Origin of the sequence: Pseudoxanthomonas sp. (assembly GCF_036845285.1) — a bacterium.
GTDB lineage: Bacteria > Pseudomonadota > Gammaproteobacteria > Xanthomonadales > Xanthomonadaceae > Pseudoxanthomonas_A.
Genome location: NZ_DAIUEE010000003.1, coordinates 219962 through 243836, shown reverse-complemented (window position 1 = coordinate 243836; position 23875 = coordinate 219962). Strand labels below are relative to the sequence as shown.

Genomic DNA, 23875 nt, shown 5'->3' with positions numbered 1-23875 from the left:
CACCCCATGCAGGAGGCCGGTCAATCCGTAATGCCGGATTCAGCCTTCGACTTTGGTCGCAGTCCGCCGGCGTACTGGCGTCAGAGCCAGCGCGCGCGCTTGAACAGCCGGTACAGGCCGAAGCAGGCCAGTGCCACGCCGGCGATCAGCATCGGGTAGGCGAAGCGTCCGCCCAGTTCAGGCATGTGCTCGAAGTTCATGCCGTACCAGCTGGTGATCAGCGTGGGCGCGGCGAGCAGGGCGGCCCAGGCACCCAGGCGCTTGACGATCTCGCCCTGCGCCAGCGTCACCAGCGACAGGTTGACGCTGAGCGCGGTGGTCAGCATCTCGCGCATCGTGTCGGTGTATTCGTTGACGCGCAGCACGTGGTCCTGCACGTCGCGGAAGTACAGCCGCACTTCCTCGGGGATCAGCGCGCTCTGCGAGCGCGTCAGTTGCGCCAGCACGTCCTGCAGCGGCGCGACCGCGAGCCGCATCTGGGTGAGTTCGCGCTTCAGCTCGTACAGCTTCACCACCGTCACCCGCCGGTAGGTGTCGGCGAAGATGTCCTTCTCCAGCGTGTCCAGGGTCCGCTTGAACTGGTCGATGATCGGCCGGTAGTTGTCGACGATGTAGTCCAGCACCGCATACAGCCCGTACGACGGCCCGAGTGCCAGCAGGTCCGGCTCGCGCTGCACGCGTTCGCGCACCGGCGCGTACGACAGCGAGGCGCCATGGCGGACCGTCACCAGATAGCGCGGACCGAGGAAGGCATGCGTCTCGCCGAACTTGATGCGGTCGTCCACCACCTGCGCCGTATGCACCGCCACGAACAGCGAGTTGCCGTAGGCCTCCAGCTTCGGACGCTGATGCGCGTTCTGCGCGTCCTCGACGGCGAGGTCGTGCAGGCAGAACTCCTCCTGCAGCTTCTCCAGGATCGCGTCGGCCGGCTCGTACAGACCCACCCAGATGAAGCTGCCGTCGTCGACGGCGAGCACATCGCTGATCTCGTCCAGGCCGATATCGCGCCGCTTGCCATCCTTGTCGTAGACCACGCAGTTGATCACGCACTGCGGCAGCGCGGGCTTGGTATCGACGGCGGCGAGATCATTCATGGCGGGAATCGTGCGCCACGGGGCCGCATCCGACAAGCCCGCGCCTCTCCTGTAGGAGCGACGTGAGTCGCGACCACGACAATGACAAGCCTTGATGGCCCGTCACGCACGGATCCTGTGGAAGGCGCATCGGCGCTTCCTCAGGATCCGTGCTGCGTCAGTTCGCCTGGTTGTTCCATTTCTGCGGTCGCGACTCACGTCGCTCCTACAGAAAGCCGCATCGTCATTGCGCCACGAACCGGATCGCCTGGCCGCCACCCGGCGCCAGCGTTAGCGTCAGGGTATCGCCACGGGTAACGCTGCGCTCCTCGATCACGATGTCCTGCGGCGCGGTCTTCCAGTTGGCCTTGTCGCCGTCGCGGTAGATCTGCGCGGTGTAGCGGCGGCCCTCGTCGAGGAAGGTCAGGGGCACGCTCAGGGTGCGGCCATCCTCGTCGGTCAGCGAACCGAGATACCAGTTGTCGCCGCCACGCTCCTTGCGGGCGATGGTGACGTAGTCGCCGACTTCGCCGTTCAGCACGCGGGTGTCGTCCCAGTCGACCGGCACGTCCTTGATGAACTGGAACGGCACCGGGTTCTTCTCGTAGTTCTCCAGCAGGTCGGCCGCCATCTGCAGCGGGCTGTAGATCGCCACGTACAGCGACAGTTGCTTGGCCCAGGTGGTGGCGATGCCGTCGGTGGAGCGCGTCTTCATGCCGAAGATGCCGGGTGTGTAGTCCATCGGGCCGGCCAGCAGGCGGGTGAACACCAGGTTGGCTTCGTGCTCGGGCGGATTGCCGGGCTGCCCCCACGCGCTGAACTCCATGCCGCGCGCACCCTCGCGGGTGATCCAGTTCGGATAGGTGCGGCGCAGGCCGCTGTCCTTGATCGGTTCGTGCGGGTTGACGGAGATATGGCGCTTGGCCGCTTCGGTCACGACCTTCATGTGGTGGCGGGCCATGTCCTGCCCTTCGTGCCACGCGTAGTGGCGCTTGCCGTCGGTGCCGGTGACCTTGGCCTGGCTGGCATCGGCGACATAGCCGGTCTTCACCGCCGGCACGCCGACGCGCTGGTACAGGTCGAAGGCGTCGCCCAACTGCGTCTCGTAGTGCGCGGCGTTGCCCGAGGTCTCGTGGTGGCCGATCAGCACCACGCCCTTGGATTTCGCATAGGCCGCCAGCGCGGGCAGGTCGAAATCCGGATACGACTTGGTGAAGCTGAAGTCCTCGCCGTTGCCGAACCAGTCGCCGTCCCAGCCCACGTTCCAGCCCTCGACCAGCACGCCGCCGAAGCCGTGCTTGGCGGCGAAGTCGATGTGCTTGCGGACGTTCTCGTTGGTGGCGCCGTGCTTCGGGCCGGAGGCCCAGCTCTTCAGGTCCAGGTGCATTTCCCACCACACGCCGACGTACTTCATCGGCTTCACCCACGACACGTCGCCCAGTGCATTCGGCTCGTTGAGGTTCAGCGTCAACGCGGACATCGCCAGGCCGGCCGCGTCGTCGCTCAGCAGCAGCGTGCGCCACGGCGTATCGAACGGCGCCGCACGCACCACCTTGCCTTCGCCGATGCCCGGCGTCAGGTCTGCCTTCAGGCGGCGGTCCTCGACGCGGGTCAGGTTCATGCCGCTGTAGTCGACCAGTGCGGCCTCATGGATGGACAGATGGGTGCCGTCTTCGAACTTGAAGGTGATCGGCGTCTGCGCGTCGCCGACTTGCTGCACCGGCGTGCGGTGGTACAGGTACTCCTCGCGGTTCCATTCGCCGGCCGGGATCCACCACGCCGTCGCATCGCGCGCCAGCGAGAACTCGGTCAGTTCCTCGCCGATCTTCACCTGCTCCAGGCCGGCCTGCTTCGGGAAGCGGTAGCGGAAACCGACGCCGTCGTCGAACACGCGGAACACCACGTCGAACTGGCGGAACGGCTTGGCCTTTTCCTTCAGCGTGACGGTCAGTTCGTTGTAGTGGTTGCGGATGAAGCGGCGCTCGCCCCAGGGCTGCTCCCAGGTCTCGTCGAAGCTGCGCGTGCGCGGCTGCACGATCTCGATGTTGCGTTCGAACTTCGGCGCATCCAGCAGCAGGAAGCCCAGGCGCGACGGGGTGATGACCGGTTGGCCCTTGCGCGAAACCGCGTAGGCGGGACGGCCATCGTTGTCGGTGGACAGCTCGACGACGATGGAGCCGTCAGGCGAGGCGACGCGTGGGCCGGGTCCGGCATGCGCCGATGCGGCGACGGCGAACACGACCAGCGTGGAGAGGAAACGGAGCATGCGACCCTCGCGATAGGCAGAGGGCCGCATCGTGCGTGGCGTGGCTCAGTGCGACAAGCGTCGCGGCATGAATACGTATGCAAGCGCCAAGTGGATCGGCAGCAGCAGGGCGATCCAGGTCTGGTTGTATTGCAGGCGTAACGGCAGCCAGTGCAGGAACCACGCTACCAGCGCGCCCACCGCAATGGCCACCAGCAGCCATCCGAACCACACCGGCGGCGTGCGGCGGCGCAACACGGCGATTGCGCCGGGAATCAGCAGCACGCACAGCGGGTTCAGCAGCAACAGATTGCGGTTGGCCCATGCGGCCCAGTGCTCGGTGAAGCCCCACAGATAGACCAGCAGCGCGCCGCCGATGAAGCAGACCAGCCAGAATGGCAACGCGATGGCCGTGATCGCACGCGGCCAGCGCCGGCCGGCCAGTACGATGGCGATGGCGATCAGTACACCGGCACCCAGCCACGGCAGCCAGCGGCGCGGCGTTTCCGCAGGTTCGGCGGCAATGCGGTGCGGCAGCAACTGCATGTCGGACTGCACCAGCGGGCGTCCGGCCGCGTTCTTGGCTTCACGCAGGCTGTCGGCCAGCCGCATCGGCACGTAGGCCTCTTCCCAGCGCGACATCGGCTTGTCGGCATTCGGGCCGAGGCCCAGGTCGAAGCCCAGCCACATCCATGTCGCCGGTGATGCCAGGCGCACCGCCTCGCTGCGGAACGTGTTGCCGCGCGAGCGGCCCGCGAGCTGAGACTTCAGCCTGCCGCCGAGCGCGGCATCCAGCGCGTCGCGCACCTGCGTCGAACAGTTGGAGGTGAAGTAGTCGTAGCGGTAGCGCGCGTTCTCGGGCTTGGCCCGCTCGGCCAAGGCGTCCGCCAGGGCTTGCGCCTGCGCTGGCTCGATGTCCAGCCACTGCAGCGACACGCCGCGCCCGCTGTCGCGGTACTGCATCAGGTCCTGTTCGAACGGCAGTGCGACCAGGTAATACATCATGTGGCCGAGGGCGAAGTTGCCGACGAAGTCCGCTTCGCCCGGATCGAAGAAGCCGAAGTTGTACGAGATCGCATCGCCGCTGGCGGGATCGACCACGACGATCGCGTTGTGGCCGAAGCGCTCGAAGAAGACCTCGCCCGGCGCCATCGTCGCCACGCCGATCCGCGGCGCCGCCCATGCCGCCGACGCCAGCAGCCACAGCACGCCCAGCAGTGCCAGGCGCGCGGCCGCGTTACGCATCGGCCAGCACTCCGACGTGGAAGGCGTGCACGCGGCGGGCATCGGCGCGGGCGACGCGGAACATGAAGCGGCCCAGCGTCAGTTCCTCGCCGGTTTCCGGCAGGTGGCCGATGGCCGCGGTGATCAGACCGCCGACGGTGTCGTACTCGTCGTCGAGGAAGTCGGCGCCGAAACGGTCGTTGAAGTCGGCGATCGGCGTCAGCGCATCGACCACAAACTGGCCGTCGGCCTGCGCCGCGATCAGCGCCGCGCCGTCCTCGGCCTCGTCGTGCTCGTCGTCGATCTCGCCGACGATCTGCTCCAGCACGTCCTCGATGGTGACCAGGCCGGCCACGCCGCCGTATTCGTCGACGACGATCGCCATGTGGTTGCGCGACAGCCGGAATTCCTTCAGCAGCAGGTTGAGCTTCTTCGATTCCGGAATCAGTACCGCCGGCCGCAGCAGTTCGCGCACGCTGCCCGGCCCGTTGTCGGCGACGACGCCGCGCAGCAGGTCCTTGGCCAGCAGGATGCCGAGGATCTCGTCCTTGTTCTCGCCGTGCACCGGGAAGCGGGAGTGGCCGGATTCCACCACGTCCCTCATCAGGTCGAGGAAGCGCGCCTCCACCGGCAGCGAGACCATCTGCGCGCGCGGCACCATGACGTCGCCCACGGTGAGGTCGGCGACCGCAATGGCGCCTTCCATCATCTTGAGGGTGTCGCCCGCGATCAGGCCGTCGGACTGCGCGTCGCGCAGGATGGCCACCAGGTCGTCGCGTGTGCTGGGTTCGCCGGAGAACGCCGAACTGAGGCGGTCCAGCCAGGTGCGCCGTTTCTCCGACGGTTTGTCGGAGCCTTCCGGCGCGAGGGTACTGTCGTCTTCTGACATCTCGGGGGAATGTGCGCCCTGCGGGGGGCGTGGCGGCCAGTCTAACCCGGTTGGGTGCCGGACGCAGGCGGAGCGGCGCCCTGGGGCGGTGCGTCCTCGTCCCCGGTTCCGTCGTCCTCTTCCGGCAGGTCCAGGCTGTAGGTGCAGCCCACCAGCGTCTTGCCGGGATGCGAGGACACGTTGCTGACGTTCAGCACGATCGACTCGATCAGGACCTTGCCGGAGTCCGCGTCGCGGATTTCCTCGCGGTGCAGTTCCTTGCCGAACATCGCCTTGGCCGGTGTATCGATGGCGGTCTCGAGGTCCAGTTGCCTGGCCAGCGGGCGCGGGTCGGGCAGGTCGAGCAGCGCCATGATGCTGCTGCCGGAAAAGGCGATGTGGTCGCTGTCATGGCCAAAGACGCGGATCGGCGTCGCCAGCCGGTATTCGCTCATGAACATGTTCGCCTGCGGCAGCGGTTCCCAGCCCAGCACGGCAGCGGTGAGCGGGCTTTCCAGTGCCGGCGCGAGCGCGGTGAACCCGGCGATGTCGCCACGGCATTCGATCAGGGTGGCCAGGTCGGCCGGAGCCTCCTGGGCGGCCGCATTCCACGACACGGCGAGCGCCAGGCACGGTGCGAGCAGCAACCACTTCAACATGCCGTCACTCGTCCGCATACGGGTCGGCGATGCCGAGGTCGGCCAGGATTTCGCGTTCCAGCTGTTCCATGCATTCGGCTTCCTTGTCGTCTTCGTGGTCCCAGCCGAGCAGGTGCAGGGCACCGTGCACCGTCATGTGCGCGTAGTGCGACGCCAGCGGCTTCTTCTGTTCCTTCGCCTCGCGCGCGACCACCGGCGCACAGATCACCAGGTCGCCGAGCAGCGGCATCTTCACGCCCTTCGGCAACTTGACGCCCTCGGCCATCTCGGCCGGGAAGCTGAGCACGTTGGTCGCGTAGTCGCGGCCACGGTAATGCCGGTTGAGCGCGCGACCTTCCTTGCTGTCGACGATGCGGATGGCGAGATCCGCTTCGCGGATGCGGCCCTTCAGCGCTGCGGCCACCCACTTGCGGAAGCTCACCGCGGACGGAATGCCGGCACGCGGCAGCGCGTAGTTCACGGCGACTTCGAGACGGACAGGACCTTGGGTCATGGGGTGTGGTCAGCGTAGGGGAATCAGACGGTGCCGGACTCCGTTTCCGGATCCTTGCCGTCACGCGCATCGTAAGCCCGCACGATCTTTGCCACCAGCGGATGACGCACCACGTCTCGGCTGGTGAAGAAATTGAACGAGATGCCGTCCACGCCGCGCAGTACCTCCAGCGCGTCCTTGAGGCCCGATTTCTGGTGCTTGGGCAGGTCGATCTGGGTCAGGTCACCGGTGACGACGGCGGTGCTGCCGTAGCCGATGCGCGTCAGGAACATCTTCATCTGTTCGATGGTGGTGTTCTGCGCTTCGTCGAGGATGACGAAGGCATCGTTGAGCGTGCGCCCGCGCATGTAGGCCAGCGGTGCGATCTCGATGACGTTCTTCTCCAGCAGCTTGACCACCTTTTCCACGCCCAGCATTTCGTACAACGCGTCGTACAGCGGGCGCAGGTAGGGATCGACCTTCTGGGTCAGGTCGCCGGGCAGGAAGCCGAGCTTCTCGCCGGCCTCCACCGCCGGGCGCACCAGGATCAGGCGCTGCACGCGTGATTCGTTCAGCGCCTCGACCGCGCTGGCGACGGCGAGGAAGGTCTTGCCGGTGCCGGCCGGGCCGATGCCGAAATTGATGTCGTGGGTGGCGATGGCATGCAGGTACTTCGCCTGGTTGGCGCCACGGCCGCGCACGGTGCCGCGCTTGACCTTGATGGCGACATCCTGCGGCTGGTAGTCCGCATCGGCGATGCGGTCGACGTTGGCCGCGTTCAGGCGCAGGTGGATGGCTTCGCTGTCGAAGGTCTCGCTGGCGGTTTCCTCATACAGCGCGTGCAGCAGCTTCTCCGCGGCGGCGGCGGACTTCTCAGGCCCGGTGACGCGGAAGATGGCGCCGCGGTTGGCGATCTCCACGCCCAGGCGCAGTTCGATCTGGCGCAGGTGCGCGTCGAACGGCCCGGCCAGGTTGGCGAGGCGCTCGACGTTCTCGGGCTGCAGGGTGAATTCGTGTTGGCTGGGGGCAGTCATGGGGCGGGGCAGGGACTCGTTGCGTGAAATCAATGGCGGGTCTGGTCGTCCGCGTCGTCGACCGGCCACTGGTGGAAAACGTAGACCTCGTCATCGACGAGGGCCTGGTCGAAGTGTTCGCCTTCGGGCGCGTCGTGGCGTTCGATCTGCAATGGCTCGTCCTCCACCGCGATGACCTCCCACCCCTGTTCGCGGACGAACTCGACCGCGCGTCGCATCGGATCCGCGGCGAAGCCGGGTTGCAGGTAGCAGGTGACGAAGGCGCCACCGGCTTCGGCGAAATCGGGGCTGTCGGGCAGCGGACGGGCTTCCAGAGTGAACACCCACACGCGCGGGCTATCGAAGGAAATGGCGGCGATTCCTGGCAGCACAAGGCGGGCGAGCAGCGTAACCCGGGCCTGTGGCAGGGAACAGCCGGCCCGTTCGTCGGAGCGGTCTTGAAATTTAATTAATTCATAAATTAAATAAGCACATGAAGACCTCCAGATCCGCCACCGTGGATCGGCCGCGATCCTCCACGCCCCCCTCCGCAAAGAAGCCATCCGCCACGCCGCGCAAGCGTGCGCGCGGCCGTCGCCCGACCGCGGAGTCCGCCGACCTGCGCGCCACGCTGCTCGATGCCGCGCTTGCCTGCTTCGTCAGGAAGGGCATCGCCGCAAGCTCGCTGCGCGACATCGCCAGCGAAGCCCATGTCACGCCGGCGCTGGTGCATTACTACTTCGGCGACAAGGCGCAGCTGCAGCAGGCGGTGGTGGCCGAGCGCCTGCTGCCGGTGGTGGCGCAGATGCGTGCGCCGGTGATGCAGGCAGGCGAAGGCGATGTCGCCGCGCTGGTCGCAGGCTTCGTGCACGGCATCGGCGGCGTGGTCGCGCAGCATCCCTGGTTGCCGACGCTGTGGGTGCGCGAAATCCTCTGCGAAGGCGGCGCGCTGCGCGAGATGATGATCAAGCAGGTCGGCCCGATGCTGCCGAAGATGATGGCGGGGCGCTTTGCGGCCGCGCAGCAGGCAGGCCAGCTCAATCCGGACCTCGATCCGCGGCTGCTGATGGTGTCGCTGATCGGGCTGACCATGTTCCCGATGGCGAGCGCGCCGATCTGGCGCCAGCTGTTCGGCGCCGACGACATCGACTTCAACGACCTGCGCCGGCACACGCTGGTGCTGCTGGACCGAGGACTGGAGCTGGACCATGCGGAATGAACTGACGGGTGCAGCCCTTGCGGCCGCAATGTTCCTGCTGGCCGGCTGCAAGGCCGAGGCGCCGCGGGCGCTGGGTACGCTGGAATGGGACCGGGTGACGCTGCCGTCGCCGGTCGCGGAGAAGATCGTGCGCATCGACGTGCGCGAAGGCCAGCAGGTCGCTGCTGGCGCCCCCTTGCTCCAACTGGAACTCACGCGCACGCAGTCGCAGCTGGCCGCCGCGCAGGCGCAGGCGACGCAGAGCCGCGAGGCGTTGGCGGAACTGCGCGCCGGTCCGCGCAGCGAGGACATCGCGCAGGCGCGCGCCAGCCTGGCCGCCGCGCAGGCACAGGCGCGCGATGCCGATGCCTATTACGCACGCCTGCAGCCGCTGGGGCGCCAGCAACTGGTCGCCGCGTCCGAGGTGGATCGCGCGCGCGCGGCATCGCAGAGTGCGCAGGCGCAGGTGCGACTGGCGCAAGCGGCGCTGCTGGAACTGGAGCGCGGCACGCGCAGCGAGCAGGTCGCGCAGGGCGAGGCGGCCGTCGCTTCCGCCGACGCGCAGGCCAGCGTGCAGGCCGTGACGCTGGACAAGCTCAATGTCGTTGCGCCGCGTGCGGGCCGCATCGACAGCCTGCCGTACAAGCTGGGTGACCAGCCTGCCATGGGTGCGCCACTGGCGGTGCTGCTGGTCGGTGAAGCCCCGTATGCGCGTGTCTACCTGCCACAGGCGCTGCGCAATCGGCTCAAGGTCGGCGACGCGGTGCAGGTGCGGCTGGACGGGCAGGACAAGACGTACGGCGGCCAAGTGCGGATGATCCGCAGCGAACCCAGCTTCACCCCGTACTTCGCGCTGACCGGCCAGGACGCGGCGCGGCTCAGCTATCTGGCCGAGATCAGCCTGGGCAGTGAAGCGGCCGACCTGCCGGTCGGTGCGCCGCTGCAGGTGGTGTCCGATGGCGACGAATGACGACAGCCTCGCGATCCGCGTGCGCGGACTGACCAAGCGCTTCGGCGCGCTGGTCGCCGTCAATGCCGTCGATCTGGACGTCCCGAAGCGCAACGTCTACGGCTTCCTCGGTCCGAACGGCTCCGGCAAGTCCACCACCATCCGCATGCTGTGCGGCCTGTTGACACCGACGGCGGGCGAGATCGATGTGCTGGGCCTGCGCATTCCCGAGCAGGCGGAGCAGCTGCGCACGCGCATCGGCTACATGACCCAGAAGTTCTCGCTGTTCGAGGACCTGACGGTGCGCGAGAACCTGGAGTTCCTCGCCGCCGTGCAGGACATCCCGCGGGCGCAGGCGAAGCGGCGCATCGACGAACTGGTCGAGCAGTACCACTTCCGGGACCGTCAGAAGCAACTGGCTGGCACGATGAGCGGCGGGCAGAAGCAGCGGCTGGCGCTGGCAGGCGCGGTAATCCACGAACCGGAACTGCTGTTCCTCGACGAACCCACCAGCGCGGTCGATCCGGAGTCGCGTCGCGACTTCTGGGAAAAGCTGTTCGAACTGGCCGATGCCGGCACCACGCTGCTGGTGTCCACCCACTACATGGACGAGGCCGAGCGTTGCCATCGCATCGCGATCCTCGACCGCGGCGTGCTGGTCGCGGACGGTACGCCCGAAACCCTGACCGGTGAACTGGCCGGACGCACGCTGGTCGTGGCGGCCAAGCAGCCGCGGCAGGCGCAGAAGGTCCTGGTCGGCCTGCCCGGCGTGATCAGCGTCGCGCAGATCGGCAACGTGCTGCGCGTGTTGCTGGCGGAGAACGGCGACGCCGCCGGGCGCATCACGCAGGGCCTGCGCGCCGCAGGCATCGAAGCGGACGTGTCCGCCTCGCAGGCCAACCTCGAGGATGTCTTCGTGTCCGCCACGCGTGGCCAGCCGGCTCGCGAGGAGGCGGCATGAAGCTGCGCCGCCTGATGGCCGTGATGGTGAAGGAACTGCGGCAGATGCGCCGCGATCGCATCACCCTGGCGATGATCGTCGGCATCCCGGTGATGCAGCTGCTGCTGTTCGGCTATGCGATCAACACCAACCTGCGCGATCTGTCCGCCGGCATCGCCGACCAGGCACGTACGTCGGCATCGCGCGCGCTGGTGATGGACATCGTCGCCACCGGCGTGGTGAAGCCGGTACGGGAAGCGGCGACGCCGCAGGAACTGGTGGAAGCCATCCGGCGCGGCGAGATCAGCCTCGGTATCGTCATCCCGCCGGACTACGCGCGGCGTCGCGCCGAAGGCCGCGAAGCGGTGCAGATTTTCGTCGACGGCAGCGACAACGCCGTGCAGAGCGCCGCCGCGCAGCTGGCGCAGATGCCGCTGGACGGCAGCAGCACGCCGCTGGCGACGCGGACCATCAGCGTGGTCGGTTTCTACAACCCGCAACGGCGCTCGGCGGTGAACATCGTGCCGGGCCTGATCGGGGTGATCCTGACCATGACCATGGTGCTGTTCACCGGCGTGGCCATCGTGCGCGAACGCGAGCGCGGCAACATGGAGCTGCTGATCGCCACGCCGGTCAGCAGCGCCGAACTGATGATCGGCAAGGTACTGCCCTATGTCGCCATCGGGCTGGTGCAGACGACGGTGGTGCTGGCGCTCGGCATGTGGCTGTTCCAGGTGCCGCTGGGTGGCAGCCTGCTGCATGTCTACCTGGCGGCCTGCCTGCTGATCGTCGCCAACCTGACGCTGGGCCTGTTGATCTCCACGCGCGCGCAGTCGCAGTTCCAGGCCATGCAGATGACGTTCTTCATCTTCCTGCCCTCGATCCTGCTGTCGGGCTTCATGTTCCCGTTCGCGGGCATGCCGCAGGCCGTGCAGTGGATTGCCGAAGCGCTGCCGCTGACCCACTTCCTGCGGCTGATCCGTGGCGTGATGCTGCGCGGCGCCAGCCTGTGGGAACTGTGGGCCGATGTGTTGGCGCTGCTCGCCTTCACCACGGTGATGATGACGGCGGCGATCCTGCGCTTCCGCAAGCGGTTGGACTGATACGCTGGGGCATCAATCCGGACGATGGGGCGAGCGATGGACGAAGCTGCGATCGGTGCGGTGGTGGATGCCATGTACGCCATGATCTCCGGTCCGGCGGGTCCGCGGGACTGGTCCACGCAGGACGCGGTCTTCCATCCGGACTGCCGGCAGGTCCGCACCGGTGTCGATGCGGCCGGCAAGCCGTGGCGGCTGTCCTTCACGCTGGCCGAGTACCGCGCCAATGCGGACGAACTGCTGGCGAACGTGGATTTCTTCGAGGTCGAGACCGGGCGGGAAATCCGCGTGTTCGGCAACATCGCCCACGTCTGGAGCGCGTACGAGGCGCGCACCGCGCCCGGCGATGCCGTGCCGGAGCGGCGCGGCATCAACAGCATCCAGCTCTACCAGGGCGGGGACGGCTGGAAGATCCTCCACATGATCTGGGACAACGAGCGCGACGGCGTGCCGTTGCCCGCCGTCGGCTAGCTATCCTCAGTCGGTGCCAGCGACGCGGCCGCGCAGTGAATTCGACAATGCCTCGGTGATCACCACGTCGACGAACTGGCCGACCAGCCGCGGATGCCCGGGGAAATTCACCGGACGCATGTTCTCGGTCTTGCCGGTCAGCTCGTTCGGATTCTTCTTCGACGGCCCTTCCACCAGCACCGACTGCACCGTGCCGACCATGCGCTGCGAGATGCCGGCGGCATGGGCGCTGATGTGCTGCTGCAGGCGATCCAGGCGCGCATGCTTCACCGCGTCGGACGTGTCGTCCTCGAGGTCCGCGGCGGGCGTGCCGGGGCGGCGCGAGTAGATGAAGCTGAAGCTCTGATCGAAGCCGACGTCCTCGATCAGCTTCATCGTCTTGTCGAAATCGGCATCGGTCTCGCCGGGGAAGCCGACGATGAAGTCCGAGCTGATCGAGATATCGGGCCGCACCGCACGCAGCTTGCGGATCTTCTGCTTGAACTCCAGCGCGGTGTAGCCGCGCTTCATCGCCGACAGCACGCGGTCGCTGCCCGCCTGCACGGGCAGGTGCAGGAAGTTGGCCAGCTGCGGCACGTCGCGGTAGGCGTCCACCAGCGAGTCGCTGAATTCCAGCGGATGCGAGGTGGTGAAGCGGATGCGGCCGATGCCGTCGATCTCGGCGATGGTGCGGATCAGCAGGCCGAGGTCCGCGACTTCGCCGTCGCCCCCGCTTTCATCAGACGCGTAGCGGCCGCGGTAGGCGTTGACGTTCTGGCCCAGCAGGTTGATCTCGCGCACGCCCTGGGCGGCGAGTTGCGCCACTTCCACCAGCACGTCCTCGAACGGCCGGCTGACTTCGGTGCCGCGCGTATACGGCACCACGCAGAACGAGCAGTACTTCGAGCAGCCTTCCATGATCGACACGAACGCCGACGGGCCTTCGGCGCGGGGTTCGGGCAGGCGGTCGAACTTCTCGATCTCGGGGAAGCTGATGTCGACCTGCGGCCGGTTCTGCTCGCGGCGGGCGCGGATCAGCTCCGGCAGGCGGTGCAGGGTCTGCGGGCCGAACACCAGGTCGACGTAAGGGGCGCGCTTGACGATCGCTTCGCCTTCCTGCGACGCCACGCAGCCGCCGACGCCGATGATGACGTCGCGGCCGCCGGCCTTCAGTGCCTTCCAGCGGCCGAGCTGGCTGAACACTTTCTCCTGCGCCTTCTCGCGGATGGAGCAGGTGTTGACCAGCACCACGTCGGCTTCTTCGGGGTTGTCGGTCAGTTCAAGGCCGTCGGAGGCGGCGAGCACGTCGGCCATCTTGGCCGAGTCGTACTCGTTCATCTGGCACCCGTGGGTCTTTATGTACAGCTTGCCTCGCACCTGGTCCGGCGCACGGGGGCGGCCGACGGGCAGGGGAACGAGGGCGGGGTCGGTCATGGCAGGGCCGGCCGAGGTCGGCAGTTCGGGGGCTTGCGTCCCGGTCATGGCGCTTAATCCAGTCGGGTGGGCGGGCAGGGGGCGCGTAGTTTACGCGCTCACCCGGCGGCCGGACGCGGGGCCGGATGGCGTTGATACGGGGTATCAGGCCCCCCGCGGGCCGCCGTGGGGCCGATGCGTCGAACTCCGACCGGCCGCACAGATTGGAGGAAACCTTTGTTGGACAAGGACTTGGCAATCATCAGGGAATTCGGGACACTGCGCGGCATGAGGGGGACTCTGACGCTTCTGGCCGTGCTGGCCGCGTTGACCGCACTGCCGGCCAGCGCGGGCACGCTGTACAAGTGCACCGGCGCGGACGGTGTGCCGGCCTATGTCAGCAAGCGCGTCAGCGGTTCCAGCTGCGAGATCGTCAGCCGCTACACCCCCGACCGCAGCCGTCCGGCGCAGGTCGCCTCCGTGTCCCGTCCCGCCGAGGCGTCCTCGCCTGCCCTTGGGGCGGCCACCACGCCCGCCCTGTCGGATTCGGCCGGCGCCATCGTGCCGGCTGCCGTCCCGGCACCTGCGCCCGCCGCGACCGGTCCGCGCCGCGTGGTCAGCGGTCAGGTCTACTCCTATATCAAGGACGGCGTGCGCCACTACACCAGTGCCCGCCCGCAGGGCGGCACCCAGGTCGCCAGCCTGCGCACCATCAAGTACAGCTATATCGAAACCTGCTTCGCCTGCGGCAATCCGAGCGTCGATTTCGGTCGGCTGCGCCTCAATACCTCCGCCTACCAGGCCGAGATCGCGGCGGCGTCGCGCGAGTTCGGCGTGGAGGAGTCGATCCTGCGCGCGATCATGCACGCCGAGTCGTCCTACAACCCGCTGGCGCTGTCGCACGCCGGCGCGCAGGGTCTGATGCAGCTGATGCCGGCCACGGCGCGCCGCTTCGGCGTGACCGATTCCTACAACGCCGGCCAGAACATCCGCGGCGGCGCGCAGTACCTGTCCTGGCTGCTCAAGCGCTTCAACGGCAACCTGACCCTGGCCGCCGCCGGCTACAACGCCGGTGAGGGCGCAGTGGACCGCCACGGCGGCGTGCCGCCGTACAAGGAAACCCAGCGCTACGTCGAACGCGTCGCCGTACTCGCCGACCGTTACCGCCAGGTGGTTGCCGCGCGCTGAGCCGCGGCGTGCGGGCTGATTGCCCGCTTCTTGATTGCGCGCTTCCTCTTCAATCACGACATCGGCATAAGTGGCGCCCGCGCGGCTTTGCCGCGCGGGCGCGCGCGGTCATTGCGCCTCAAAAATGTTAATTGCGAGCCGGATTGCTTGCGATGCAGGATGCATCGCACAGCGGCGTGTCCGGCGCTGTGGCATCGACAGGGAGGTCGCATGGAGATCCAGCGAAGGCTCGAATGGTGGAGAGCAGGTGCGCGAGCCTGTGCAGGAACGTTGGCGCGCCGAAGCGCGTGTGTCTGTTTCGTCTTGGGGCTGGCGGCAGGGTGTAGTGGGGCGAGGGTTCTGGCACAGCCGCCCTCAGTCACCCTCGATCCCGCGTTGGATCTGTCGATGTTGCCCAGTGGCGCTTTGCCGGCATCCAATCCGTGGCGCCCTTACGTGGCCGAGCTTCAGTTGGGAGCTGAGCGATGCCCCGGTGTGCAGCACGATCGTGAGGGGGAGATGGGATTCGCCGGCCTGCATCGCCCTTGCTTCGGGCTGATGCCGCGCGCGCTGGCGGAGGTGGTGCGGGACATTCCCGTGGCGGATATCCATCTGCCAGCGGACGTGCGCGTCAAGTATCTGCGCCAAGCACAGCACTACCTTGCGTTGCCTGGATTCGGTCGGCAGCCGGACTTCATGGTGCATGTCGAGGCAGGTGGAACCTCCTTCGTCATTCGCTCGTTCGAGGGGAAAATGCCCGCCGACACGGTGTACTTCGTGGAGGGGCCTTACATCTGCATGGATGAAGAGGCACGCAATCGACTCGAGTTCGATGGCGGATACGATGAGTTGGAGGCGGGAGATTGTCCGCTTACGTTCAGGGACCATCGTTTGTATCGCAGGCGCGCGGATGGAGTGCTTCAGGATGTCACGGTGCTACTGCTGCCGAAGCCCAAGATTCCCAGACGCGAGCGCTACCAGTACTCGAAGCATGGTCTTGTTCTCGACAGTACGAAGTTGACGTATGCGCCTGTGTTTCGCTGGTACGCGACATCGGTCGATGGTGAGGAGTTTCCGCCGACGCACGCCAAGAGGTACCCGGGCTGGGGTCGGCTTACCGCCCATTTCGGCTTTGTAGTCTGGAATGGTGAGCGATTTGTTCTGCGAGATCGCGTCTCGGATGCACTTTGGCCAAGGCCGAAGTGCAGTCTTTCACGGCCGGATTTCGGCTGTGATGGTGCGCTGGCAAGGCGCTATCGGGATGATCCATTCCTTGACTACGACACAGAGTGGCCAGCGCCGGGGACGCCATGACGAATCCGCACATTGCCAACGGGACGGACATCGACATCCGCGCCAGCGCCGATCGGGTGATCACGGGGTTGCAGCAAGGGCGGCATGCGGAGGCCTTGCTTCTGCTGGCGCAGGAACGGCAAGGCGAGCGTCCCGTGGTCCAAGAGGCGCTGGATCGCTACGTTGCGGTGGGGGCACGTGACGCGCTTGCCGGAATGCGGCGAGCGGGAGTGCCCGAGCATGCGGAGACGCTGGACCGCCTCGGCGATGCCTTGGCCGCGCCGCGCATGCCGGTGTTCAGCTGGAGTACCGATCCAAACGTGCCAAACGAGTTGACCAATCTTTCGCCGACCCAACAATTCGATGTTTATGCCAGCATCGTGGAGGCACGTGGCAATCAGGCGGCCTTTGATGCATTGCGTCGCAACGATCACAGCGTGCTGCTCGGCTTGCGTCAGGAGAACTCCACCCTGGCGTCCCATGACGGTCGCAACGCGGGCACTGGCGTATACGACGATCATATGGTCGCGCTACACCGTAACGCGACTGGCGAGCGGAGCCTGTATATCGCGGACCTGGCCAACACTGAGCCTACGGCGCAGTATGATCATCATGCGGGTAGCGATGGGACTCGGCCCTATGCGGATTCAATGCGACCGTCACCTGTCAGCGCAGCTTCACCGAGATTCGAAAGTGTGACGCGGCCGCGGAAAATCGAAGGCGTTGATCGGAACGGTGACGGCATACGGGATCTTGGGCGATTGGAGGCCGGCACTTACGAGATGATTCGCGCCTGGCATGGAGGTGAGGAGCCGAGGCATCGCTCTTTGCGGCCTAGTGACGCGGCCGTCGCGCAGGGACAAGGGCAAGTGAGAAGGGATACCAACGGAGACGGCTACTTCACGGCGGCTGACATCGGAGGCGTAGACGCTCTCAACAGATCGATGAAAGTCCACATCGGGTCCTCATTCAATACGGATTCCGCCGCCTGCCAGACGCTTCATCCGGCGCGCTTTCATGGGTTCATGGACAAGGCGTTTGCCGGTCATCAGGACCGCTGGCAATACGTCCTGACCGACACCACCACCGGGCTGTTCCGCGATGTCCGGGTAGAGGTGCAGCGCGATCAGGCCCCGCAGCGCGAAGCGCCCAATCCCCGGCGCCCCGAGATTCCTGACGAAGAGCGTCGTCCGCCTGCTCAGCGCCCACATGGACCGCCGGAGTACCCGCGTGACCGTCCCCAGGCATCACGGATCCCTGAGACGGCGGAGGACGCATACCTGGAGCGCTTCTTTGCCACCAGCGAGCGTGGCGACCTTGCAACTCGCAGGTTCGCCACCCACGAGTACGGCTCGCAACCGCAGGTGCAGGAGCTCGATCGGCAAGGCAGGGAATCGCTGGCTTTCGAGCGCGCTCTGGAAGCTGCGGCCCGAGAAGTGACGACAAGCCCTGCCATGACGCAGGACACGCAACCTGCTCTCGCACGGGGCGCATGAGGAAAGGGAGGAGCGTATGGAAGCGCAGGAGTGGCGACAGACCCGGGACGTGCTGCTGGAGGTGGTGGACACACAGAAGCGGCAACTCGCGCAGATGGCGCGCATGCTGGAAATCCAGCGGCAGGAGCACGAGCAGATGCGGGAACGTATCAGTCAGGCCCACGAATTGCTGCTGGCAGGTGCGCGTGAGGTGGGTGAGGGCGGGCAGCGACTCGCCCAGGATGTGATGCGCACGCTCGCGAGTCTGGGCCGGCAGTCGATCGGCGATGCCCTTGGGCTGCCCCTTGAGGATGCCAAGCAAGGCATCGATCAAGCCGCCAAGCGGATGATCCAGTCAGGCGAACAGGCTGAAAGGCAGTTGGAGAGTCTTGCGCGTTCGCAACGTACGTTCGCCCGGGTGAGCCTGGTCTGGCTGGGCGTCGGGGGAGTATTCCTGCTACTGGGGACCTCGCTCTGGGCATGGCATATGGGGCGCGAGGCGCGCCAGCACAGCGTCGAGGCTGATCTGGGCGCCAGGATCGGCCGGGCCGACCTGGTGAAATGCGGCGCAGGCCTTTGCGCCAACGTCGATATCTCCGTCCGCGGGCAAGGCGAGCGCCAACAGTATCGGCCCGTCAGGGCCAGGTCCGGAGCGACCGAAACTCCCGTAAATCCTTGATTGCGCGGCTTCGGCCTTCCCTTCCGGGCAGGCTGGATGCTCAGGCCGGCGGCAGCGGCAGATTGTCGGCCCATTAAGCCATCCGTTACACTTCGACGTCTTTTGCGGCCTCCCCCGTGTCTGGGGTGTGGCCTTGGCAGCCTTTTCAGCTACCTATTGTTTTGCGGAGTGCCGGATGGCCATCGATGGGGTCAATGGGCCTGTGAATACAGGCCGACGCCGGTTCCTGACTGCAACCACCGCGGTGGTGGGTGCAGTGGGTGCCGGTATTGCAGCAGTACCTTTTATCAAGTCGTGGAATCCGAGTGCACGGGCCAAGCTGGCCGGTGCTCCGGTGACCGCCGACCTTACCGGCCTGCAGGAAGGTCAGCGCCTGATCCTGGAATGGCGCGGCCAGCCGATCTGGATCGTCAAGCGTTCCAAGGCGATCCTGGATGCGTTGCCGACCCTGGACAGCCACCTGCGCGATCCGCAGTCGGCCAACAAGGACCAGCAGCCGTCCTACATCACGGGTGAATTGCGCTCGCTGAAGCCGGAGATCTCCGTGCTGGTGGGTCTGTGCACCCATCTGGGCTGCTCGCCGGAAATGGCTGCCGAGATCAAGCCGGAGCCGTACGACCCGGACTGGAAGGGCGGCTACTTCTGCCCCTGCCACAAGTCGCGCTTCGACATGGCTGGCCGCGTGTTCCAGGGTGTGCCTGCGCCGACCAACCTGGTGGTGCCGCCGCATTTCTACCAGGACGACAACACCATCGTGATCGGCCTCGATCCGCAAGGGGGCGCGTAAGCCATGGCGAACATCATTACCCGTACCGCCGATGGCGTCATGGACTGGTTCAATGCGCGCGCACCGGGCTTCATGCCCGTGTACCGCAAGCACATGAGCGAGTACTACGCGCCCAAGAACTTCAACATCTGGTACATCTTCGGCGTGCTGTCGATCGTGGTGCTGGTCAACCAGATCCTGACCGGCATCTTCCTGACGATGCACTTCAAGCCGAGCGCGGCGGAAGCCTTCGCCTCGGTCGAATACATCATGCGCGACGTGGAGTGGGGCTGGCTGATCCGCTACATGCACAGCACCGGCGCCTCGCTGTTCTTCATCGTCGTCTACATCCACATGTTCCGCGGCCTGATGTACGGCTCGTACCAGAAGCCGCGCGAGCTGGTGTGGATCCTCGGCATGCTGATCTACCTGGTGCTGATGGCCGAAGCCTTCCTGGGCTACGTGCTGCCGTGGGGCCAGATGTCGTTCTGGGGCGCCAAGGTCATCATCTCGCTGTTCGGCGCCATCCCGGTGATCGGCAACGGCCTGACCGAGTGGATCATGGGCGACTACCTGCCCAGCGACGCCACGCTGAACCGCTTCTTCGCGCTGCACGTGATCGCACTGCCGCTGGTGCTGCTGCTGCTGGTCGTCCTGCACATCTTCGCGTTGCATGAGGTCGGTTCGAACAACCCCGACGGCGTCGAGATCAAGAAGGGGCCGAAGGGCAACCGCTGGTCGCCGACCGCGCCGGCCGATGGCGTGCCGTTCCATCCGTACTACACGGTGAAGGACGGCTTCTACGTCGGTGGCTTCCTGATCCTGGCGGCCTTCATCATCTTCTTCGCGCCGGCGATGGGCGGCTGGTTCCTGGAGCACGACAACTTCACCGAGGCCAACCGCCTGGTCACGCCGGAGCACATCAAGCCGGTGTGGTACTACACGCCCTACTACGCCATGTTACGCGTGGTGCCGGACAAGCTGGGCGGCGTGCTGGTGATGTTCGGTGCGATCGCGATCCTGTTCTTGGTGCCGTGGCTGGACCGTGCGAAGGTGAAGTCCTACCGCTACCGCGGCGTGCTGTCGAAGGTGCTGCTGGGCCTGTTCGCCGTCTGCTTCGTCTGGCTGGGCAAGATCGGCGCCGGCCCAGGTACGGATCCGGTGGAAACGATCATCGGCCGCTTCCTGACCGCGTTCTACTTCCTGTTCTTCCTGACCATGCCGATCTGGACCAAGATCGACAAGACCAAGCCAGTGCCCGAGCGGGTGACGACGCATGACTAAGATTTTCGCCTCTCGCCTAGCTGTCTTCGCCAGCGGGTTGCTGATTTCGTTCTCCGTGTTCGCCGCCGGCGGCGGCGAGAAGCTGCAGGCCGGCAACGACCTGGGCGACCGCGCCTCCCTGCAGCGCGGCGCGCAGCTGTACATGAACTACTGCGCCGGCTGCCACTCGCTGAAGTACATGCGCTATTCGCGCATGGCCGAGGACCTGGGGCTGACCGAGGACGAGGTGATGAAGAACCTCAACTTCACCGGCGCCAAGTTCGGCGAGCAGATCCAGGTGTCGATGCCGCACGACCCGGCCACCAAGTGGTTCGGCAAGATGCCGCCGGACCTGAGCGTCATCTCGCGCGTGCGTGGCAGCGACTGGATCTACACCTACCTCAAGTCGTTCTACCTCGACGAGTCGCGTCCGCTGGGCTGGAACAACAAGCTGTTCCCCAACGCCTCCATGCCCAACCCGCTGTGGGAGCTGCAGGGCATGCAGCACGCGGAGTACGGCCAGGCCGACGCGACCACCGGCGAGCGCCACGTGGAAAGCCTCAAGGTCACGCAGGCCGGTCGCCAGAATGCGCAGCAGTTCGACCAGACCGCGCGCGACATCACCAACTTCCTGGAGTATGTCGGCGAGCCGGCGGCCCTGAAGCGCCAGAGCATCGGCGTGTGGGTGATCCTGTTCCTGTCGGCGCTGACGTTCCTGGCCTACCTGCTGAAGCAGGAGTACTGGAAGGACGTCCACTAAAAGGCGTCGCGTCCGACGCCACGGAGGCAGGCCGGAAGGCCTGCTCCGGCAGGGGAAAAGCCGGGCGGGGGCTGCTTGGCTTTTTCCGGCGGGGATTGCACACTCAGGGACCGTGGCGACCGTCAGCAAGGGGCTGGCGGCGTCGGTGCGATCGGCGGATTCCGATCGTCGGAGAGCCGTGAATGGCTGCGAGTCCACGTATGCGCAATACACTGACGTTGTTTTCCTCCACCGATGACGTGCTCTGCCACCGCGTGCGGCTGGTGCTCGCCGCGAAGGGCGTGAGCTACGACCTGGTGCCGGTGGATCCGCAGAATCCGCCCGAAGACCTCATCGATCTGAATCCCTACCATTCCGTGCCCACGCTGGTGGAGCGCGACCTGGTGCTGTATGCCGCCTCGGTGGTCAGCGAATACCTGGACGAGCGCTATCCGCATCCGCCGCTGATGCCGGTCGATCCGCTGTCGCGTGCGCGCCTGCGCCTGGCCATGCTGCGCATCGAGCACGACTGGGTGCCGCAGGTGCAGGCCATCCAGCTGGGCAACAAGCAGCAGGCCGAAGCCGGCCGCAAGCGGCTGAAGGAACTGCTGACCGCCTCGGTGCCGCTGTTCAAGGCGAGCAAGTTCTTCCTCAATCCCGAAATGAGCCTGGCCGACTGCGCGATGGCGCCGATCATCTGGCGCCTGCCGTCGCTGGACGTGCCGCTGCCGAAGGACGGCAAGGCGATCGACGACTATGGCAACCGCATTTTCCGCCACCCCGGTTTCCTGCGCAGCCTGACGGATGCGGAAAAGAAGCTGCGCGAGATCCCGACCTGACGGTGGCGGATCAGGGCCGGATCGGCCGCGATACCGTGCCGCGACCGACCGTCGAGAAGTGAAATGACCGAAGCCTCTTCCCGCATGACCAGCCATCGCCCTTACCTGTTGCGGGCGTTGAACGAATGGATCGCCGACAACGGCATGACGCCGCACCTGCTGGTGGATGCCACCCAGGCTGGCGTGCAGGTGCCGGCCAGCGCGGTCAAGGAAGGCAAGGTGGTGCTGAACATCGCCGAGCGCGCGGTGGTGCGGCTGATGATCGACAACGACGCCGTCAGCTTCACCGCCCGCTTCGGTGGCGTCAGCCATGCGGTCCACGTGCCGGTCAGTGCGGTGCTGGCGATCTATTCGCGCGAGACGGGGCAGGGCATGGCGCTGCCCGACGACGTGCCGCACGACACCGATGCCGGTGGCGATGACGGAGAGGCCGCGTCTTCGCAGGACACGCCGCCCGACGACGATGCCCCGCCGCCCGCAGGCAAGCGTCCGCCGTTCCTGCGCGTGGTGAAGTAAGCCGCCGGCAGTGGACGCATCACCGCACGGGCGATGCGGGATGCGTCATTGCAGGTCGATCGGCGTCACCGAAGGCGCGACCGGACCGACGAACGACACCAGTTGTCCTTTCCTCAGCACGATCCGTCCGACGTGGCGGTCGATGCCGTCGTGCGAGTACTCGAAGCGGAAGCTGCGTTCGAATCCCAGCCAGCCGTCCTCGCCACGGCGCAGGCGCAGGCCATTGGCATGTACGCTCTGGTCCAGCCAGATGACGCCCGCCGCCTTGCAGGCATTGCGGCCCAGCACGCCGGCGCGTTCGGCGGCGGCGCGTGCGGCGTTCCAGTAGGCGAACGCCGCCCCGCCCGCGATCAGCCAGAGGAGGGCGCTCAACGGCGACATGCGTTCCTCATGGCACAGGGCCGAGTTTCATCGAGAGATCGATGGCGCGTACGTGCTTGGTCAGCCCACCGATCGACACGAAGTCCACGCCGTCCTCCGCGATGCCGCGCAATGTCGTCAGGTCCACGCTGCCGGAGACTTCGAGCGGGATGCGGCCGCCGTACGGTGTCGCCTTCGCACGGCGCACGGCTTCACGGCGCGTATCCACGTCGAAGTCGTCGATCAGGATGCGTTCGCAGCCTTCCGCGAGGGCCTCGTCCAGCTGTGCGAGGGTTTCCACTTCGACGATGAGGGGCAGCGACGGTTGCGAGGCGCGTGCCGCACGGATGGCGGCTGCCAGCGAGCCGGCGGCGCGCACGTGGTTTTCCTTCAGCATCACGGCGTCGTACAGGCCGATGCGATGGTTCTGTCCGCCACCGCAACGGACGGCGTATTTCTGCGCCAGCCGCATTCCGGGCAGCGTCTTGCGCGTGTCCAGGATGGTGCAGCCGGTGCCGCGAACGGCATCGACATACTCGGCCGTGACGGTGGCGGTGCCTGACAGCGTCTGCAGGAAGTTCAACGACGAGCGCTCGGCCGTGACCAGCGCACGCGATCGGCCGGCCAGGGTGGCCAACACAGTGCCGGCGGACACGCGATCACCGTCCTGCACGCGCCAGTCGATCCGCACGTCCGGATCGAGCGCGCGATGGCAGGCATCGAACCATGGTCGCCCGGCGATCACGGCGTCTTCCTTGCACAGCAGGTAGGCGATGTCCGGCGCGTCGGGCAACAGCGCCGCGGTCACGTCGCCGGCACCCACATCCTCGGCCAATGCGCGTGCGACGTCCGCCTCGATGACGTCAACCGGCGGCGGTGTCGGACGCGGGCTCATCGGACAGGGAAGTCGGCGGCCTGCGCGGTGGCGATCGCTTCCTCGGCGAGCAGCACCGGGATGCCATCCTCGACGCGATAGACGGTCTTGCGGTCGTGCGTGACCAGGGCCTCGCGCAGCGCTTCGGTCTGCGCGGTGTCATCGGCGCGTTTGATATCGCCGGCAGCGATCGCACGGTTCAGCGCCTCCAGTCCGCGCGCGTCGAGCGCGGCGAGCGGTTGGCGGGTGGTGGGGCAGCACAGGAGGTCGAGCAGTTTGCGGTCCATATGGGGGACTCGA

The 23875-nt window shown here is 66.6% G+C and carries 26 protein-coding genes; 14 read left to right on the top strand and 12 right to left on the bottom strand.

Annotation, left to right across the window (positions count from 1 at the left end; translation table 11 throughout):
* Positions 1 to 80 precede the first annotated feature (80 nt).
* From corA to V7060_RS05755, 8 genes are all read right to left on the bottom strand, one after another.
* Positions 81 to 1094, bottom strand: a complete 1014-nt coding sequence (gene corA / locus V7060_RS05790) for a magnesium/cobalt transporter CorA (RefSeq protein WP_334178294.1) — start codon at positions 1092 to 1094, stop codon at positions 81 to 83.
* Between the two features lie 223 nt (positions 1095 to 1317).
* A complete protein-coding gene (locus tag V7060_RS05785; protein WP_334178293.1) occupies positions 1318 to 3339 on the bottom strand; it encodes a glycoside hydrolase family 97 protein in 2022 nt (673 codons plus the stop codon).
* 45 nt (positions 3340 to 3384) lie between these two features.
* Positions 3385 to 4563: a DUF4105 domain-containing protein gene (locus tag V7060_RS05780; RefSeq protein ID WP_334178292.1), complete on the bottom strand. Its 1179-nt coding sequence runs from the start codon at positions 4561 to 4563 to the stop codon at positions 3385 to 3387.
* Positions 4556 to 5431 carry a transporter associated domain-containing protein gene (locus V7060_RS05775; protein ID WP_334178291.1) on the bottom strand — a complete coding sequence of 292 codons (876 nt, stop codon included), beginning with the start codon at positions 5429 to 5431 and terminating at the stop codon, positions 4556 to 4558. The genes V7060_RS05780 and V7060_RS05775 overlap by 8 nt, the downstream gene beginning before the upstream one ends.
* Positions 5432 to 5472: 41 nt before the next feature.
* Positions 5473 to 6069: a hypothetical protein gene (locus tag V7060_RS05770; RefSeq protein ID WP_334178290.1), complete on the bottom strand. Its 597-nt coding sequence runs from the start codon at positions 6067 to 6069 to the stop codon at positions 5473 to 5475.
* A 4-nt stretch (positions 6070 to 6073) separates the two neighbouring features.
* Entirely contained in the window at positions 6074 to 6562 is a 489-nt protein-coding gene (ybeY, locus tag V7060_RS05765; RefSeq protein WP_334178289.1) for an rRNA maturation RNase YbeY, read from the bottom strand.
* Positions 6563 to 6585: 23 nt separating this feature from the next.
* The gene (locus V7060_RS05760; RefSeq protein WP_334178288.1) at positions 6586 to 7575 is read right to left on the bottom strand and encodes a PhoH family protein; all 990 of its coding nucleotides are present in this window, start codon (positions 7573 to 7575) and stop codon (positions 6586 to 6588) included.
* A 29-nt stretch (positions 7576 to 7604) separates the two neighbouring features.
* Positions 7605 to 7904, bottom strand: a complete 300-nt coding sequence (locus V7060_RS05755) for a hypothetical protein (protein ID WP_334178287.1) — start codon at positions 7902 to 7904, stop codon at positions 7605 to 7607.
* Between the two features lie 143 nt (positions 7905 to 8047).
* On the opposite strand from V7060_RS05755, the gene V7060_RS05750 reads away from it, so the two are divergent.
* The 5 genes from V7060_RS05750 to V7060_RS05730 are packed head-to-tail and all read left to right on the top strand — an operon-like array spanning position 8048 to position 12212.
* A complete protein-coding gene (locus V7060_RS05750; RefSeq protein WP_334178286.1) occupies positions 8048 to 8773 on the top strand; it encodes a TetR/AcrR family transcriptional regulator in 726 nt (241 codons plus the stop codon).
* Entirely contained in the window at positions 8763 to 9722 is a 960-nt protein-coding gene (locus V7060_RS05745) for an HlyD family efflux transporter periplasmic adaptor subunit (RefSeq protein WP_334178285.1), read from the top strand. The genes V7060_RS05750 and V7060_RS05745 overlap by 11 nt, the downstream gene beginning before the upstream one ends.
* A gap of 13 nt (positions 9723 to 9735) precedes the next feature.
* A complete protein-coding gene (locus V7060_RS05740; protein WP_334178409.1) occupies positions 9736 to 10662 on the top strand; it encodes an ABC transporter ATP-binding protein in 927 nt (308 codons plus the stop codon).
* Positions 10659 to 11744 (top strand): ABC transporter permease, encoded by a 1086-nt coding sequence (locus tag V7060_RS05735; RefSeq protein ID WP_334178284.1) that lies wholly within the window; start codon positions 10659 to 10661, stop codon positions 11742 to 11744. Before V7060_RS05740 ends, V7060_RS05735 begins: the two co-directional genes overlap by 4 nt.
* A gap of 36 nt (positions 11745 to 11780) precedes the next feature.
* Positions 11781 to 12212, top strand: coding sequence for a hypothetical protein (locus V7060_RS05730; protein WP_334178283.1), 432 nt, complete (start codon positions 11781 to 11783; stop codon positions 12210 to 12212).
* A 6-nt stretch (positions 12213 to 12218) separates the two neighbouring features.
* Here V7060_RS05730 and miaB read toward each other — a convergent pair whose 3' ends face one another.
* Positions 12219 to 13673, bottom strand: coding sequence for a tRNA (N6-isopentenyl adenosine(37)-C2)-methylthiotransferase MiaB (miaB, locus tag V7060_RS05725; protein ID WP_334178282.1), 1455 nt, complete (start codon positions 13671 to 13673; stop codon positions 12219 to 12221).
* Between the two features lie 219 nt (positions 13674 to 13892).
* On the opposite strand from miaB, the gene V7060_RS05720 reads away from it, so the two are divergent.
* The 9 genes from V7060_RS05720 (at position 13893) to V7060_RS05680 (ending at position 22341) form a co-directional block, all read left to right on the top strand.
* Positions 13893 to 14792, top strand: a complete 900-nt coding sequence (locus V7060_RS05720) for a lytic transglycosylase domain-containing protein (protein ID WP_334178281.1) — start codon at positions 13893 to 13895, stop codon at positions 14790 to 14792.
* Between the two features lie 435 nt (positions 14793 to 15227).
* A complete protein-coding gene (locus V7060_RS05715; protein WP_334178280.1) occupies positions 15228 to 16085 on the top strand; it encodes a hypothetical protein in 858 nt (285 codons plus the stop codon).
* Positions 16082 to 17560 carry a hypothetical protein gene (locus tag V7060_RS05710; RefSeq protein WP_334178279.1) on the top strand — a complete coding sequence of 493 codons (1479 nt, stop codon included), beginning with the start codon at positions 16082 to 16084 and terminating at the stop codon, positions 17558 to 17560. The genes V7060_RS05715 and V7060_RS05710 overlap by 4 nt, the downstream gene beginning before the upstream one ends.
* Before the next feature lie 16 nt (positions 17561 to 17576).
* A complete protein-coding gene (locus tag V7060_RS05705; protein WP_334178278.1) occupies positions 17577 to 18218 on the top strand; it encodes a hypothetical protein in 642 nt (213 codons plus the stop codon).
* Between the two features lie 175 nt (positions 18219 to 18393).
* Positions 18394 to 19005: a ubiquinol-cytochrome c reductase iron-sulfur subunit gene (gene petA, locus V7060_RS05700; protein WP_334178277.1), complete on the top strand. Its 612-nt coding sequence runs from the start codon at positions 18394 to 18396 to the stop codon at positions 19003 to 19005.
* A gap of 3 nt (positions 19006 to 19008) precedes the next feature.
* Complete coding sequence (locus tag V7060_RS05695; RefSeq protein ID WP_334178276.1) at positions 19009 to 20268, top strand: cytochrome bc complex cytochrome b subunit; 1260 nt, start codon at positions 19009 to 19011, stop codon at positions 20266 to 20268.
* Positions 20261 to 21007 carry a cytochrome c1 gene (locus V7060_RS05690; RefSeq protein ID WP_334178275.1) on the top strand — a complete coding sequence of 249 codons (747 nt, stop codon included), beginning with the start codon at positions 20261 to 20263 and terminating at the stop codon, positions 21005 to 21007. Before V7060_RS05695 ends, V7060_RS05690 begins: the two co-directional genes overlap by 8 nt.
* A 182-nt stretch (positions 21008 to 21189) precedes the next feature.
* Positions 21190 to 21825: a glutathione S-transferase N-terminal domain-containing protein gene (locus V7060_RS05685; protein WP_334178274.1), complete on the top strand. Its 636-nt coding sequence runs from the start codon at positions 21190 to 21192 to the stop codon at positions 21823 to 21825.
* Positions 21826 to 21888: 63 nt separating this feature from the next.
* Positions 21889 to 22341, top strand: coding sequence for a ClpXP protease specificity-enhancing factor (locus V7060_RS05680; RefSeq protein WP_334178273.1), 453 nt, complete (start codon positions 21889 to 21891; stop codon positions 22339 to 22341).
* Between the two features lie 45 nt (positions 22342 to 22386).
* On the opposite strand, the gene V7060_RS05675 is transcribed toward V7060_RS05680, so the two are convergent.
* Genes V7060_RS05675 through V7060_RS05665 form a run of 3 tightly spaced genes read right to left on the bottom strand, consistent with a single transcriptional unit; the run spans position 22387 to position 23862 of the window.
* A complete protein-coding gene (locus V7060_RS05675) occupies positions 22387 to 22722 on the bottom strand; it encodes a DUF3301 domain-containing protein (protein WP_334178272.1) in 336 nt (111 codons plus the stop codon).
* A 7-nt stretch (positions 22723 to 22729) separates the two neighbouring features.
* Entirely contained in the window at positions 22730 to 23596 is an 867-nt protein-coding gene (gene nadC / locus V7060_RS05670) for a carboxylating nicotinate-nucleotide diphosphorylase (protein WP_334178271.1), read from the bottom strand.
* On the bottom strand, positions 23593 to 23862 hold the full coding sequence (locus V7060_RS05665; protein ID WP_334178270.1) for a Trm112 family protein: 270 nt from the start codon (positions 23860 to 23862) through the stop codon (positions 23593 to 23595). The genes nadC and V7060_RS05665 overlap by 4 nt, the downstream gene beginning before the upstream one ends.
* Positions 23863 to 23875: the final 13 nt, after the last annotated feature.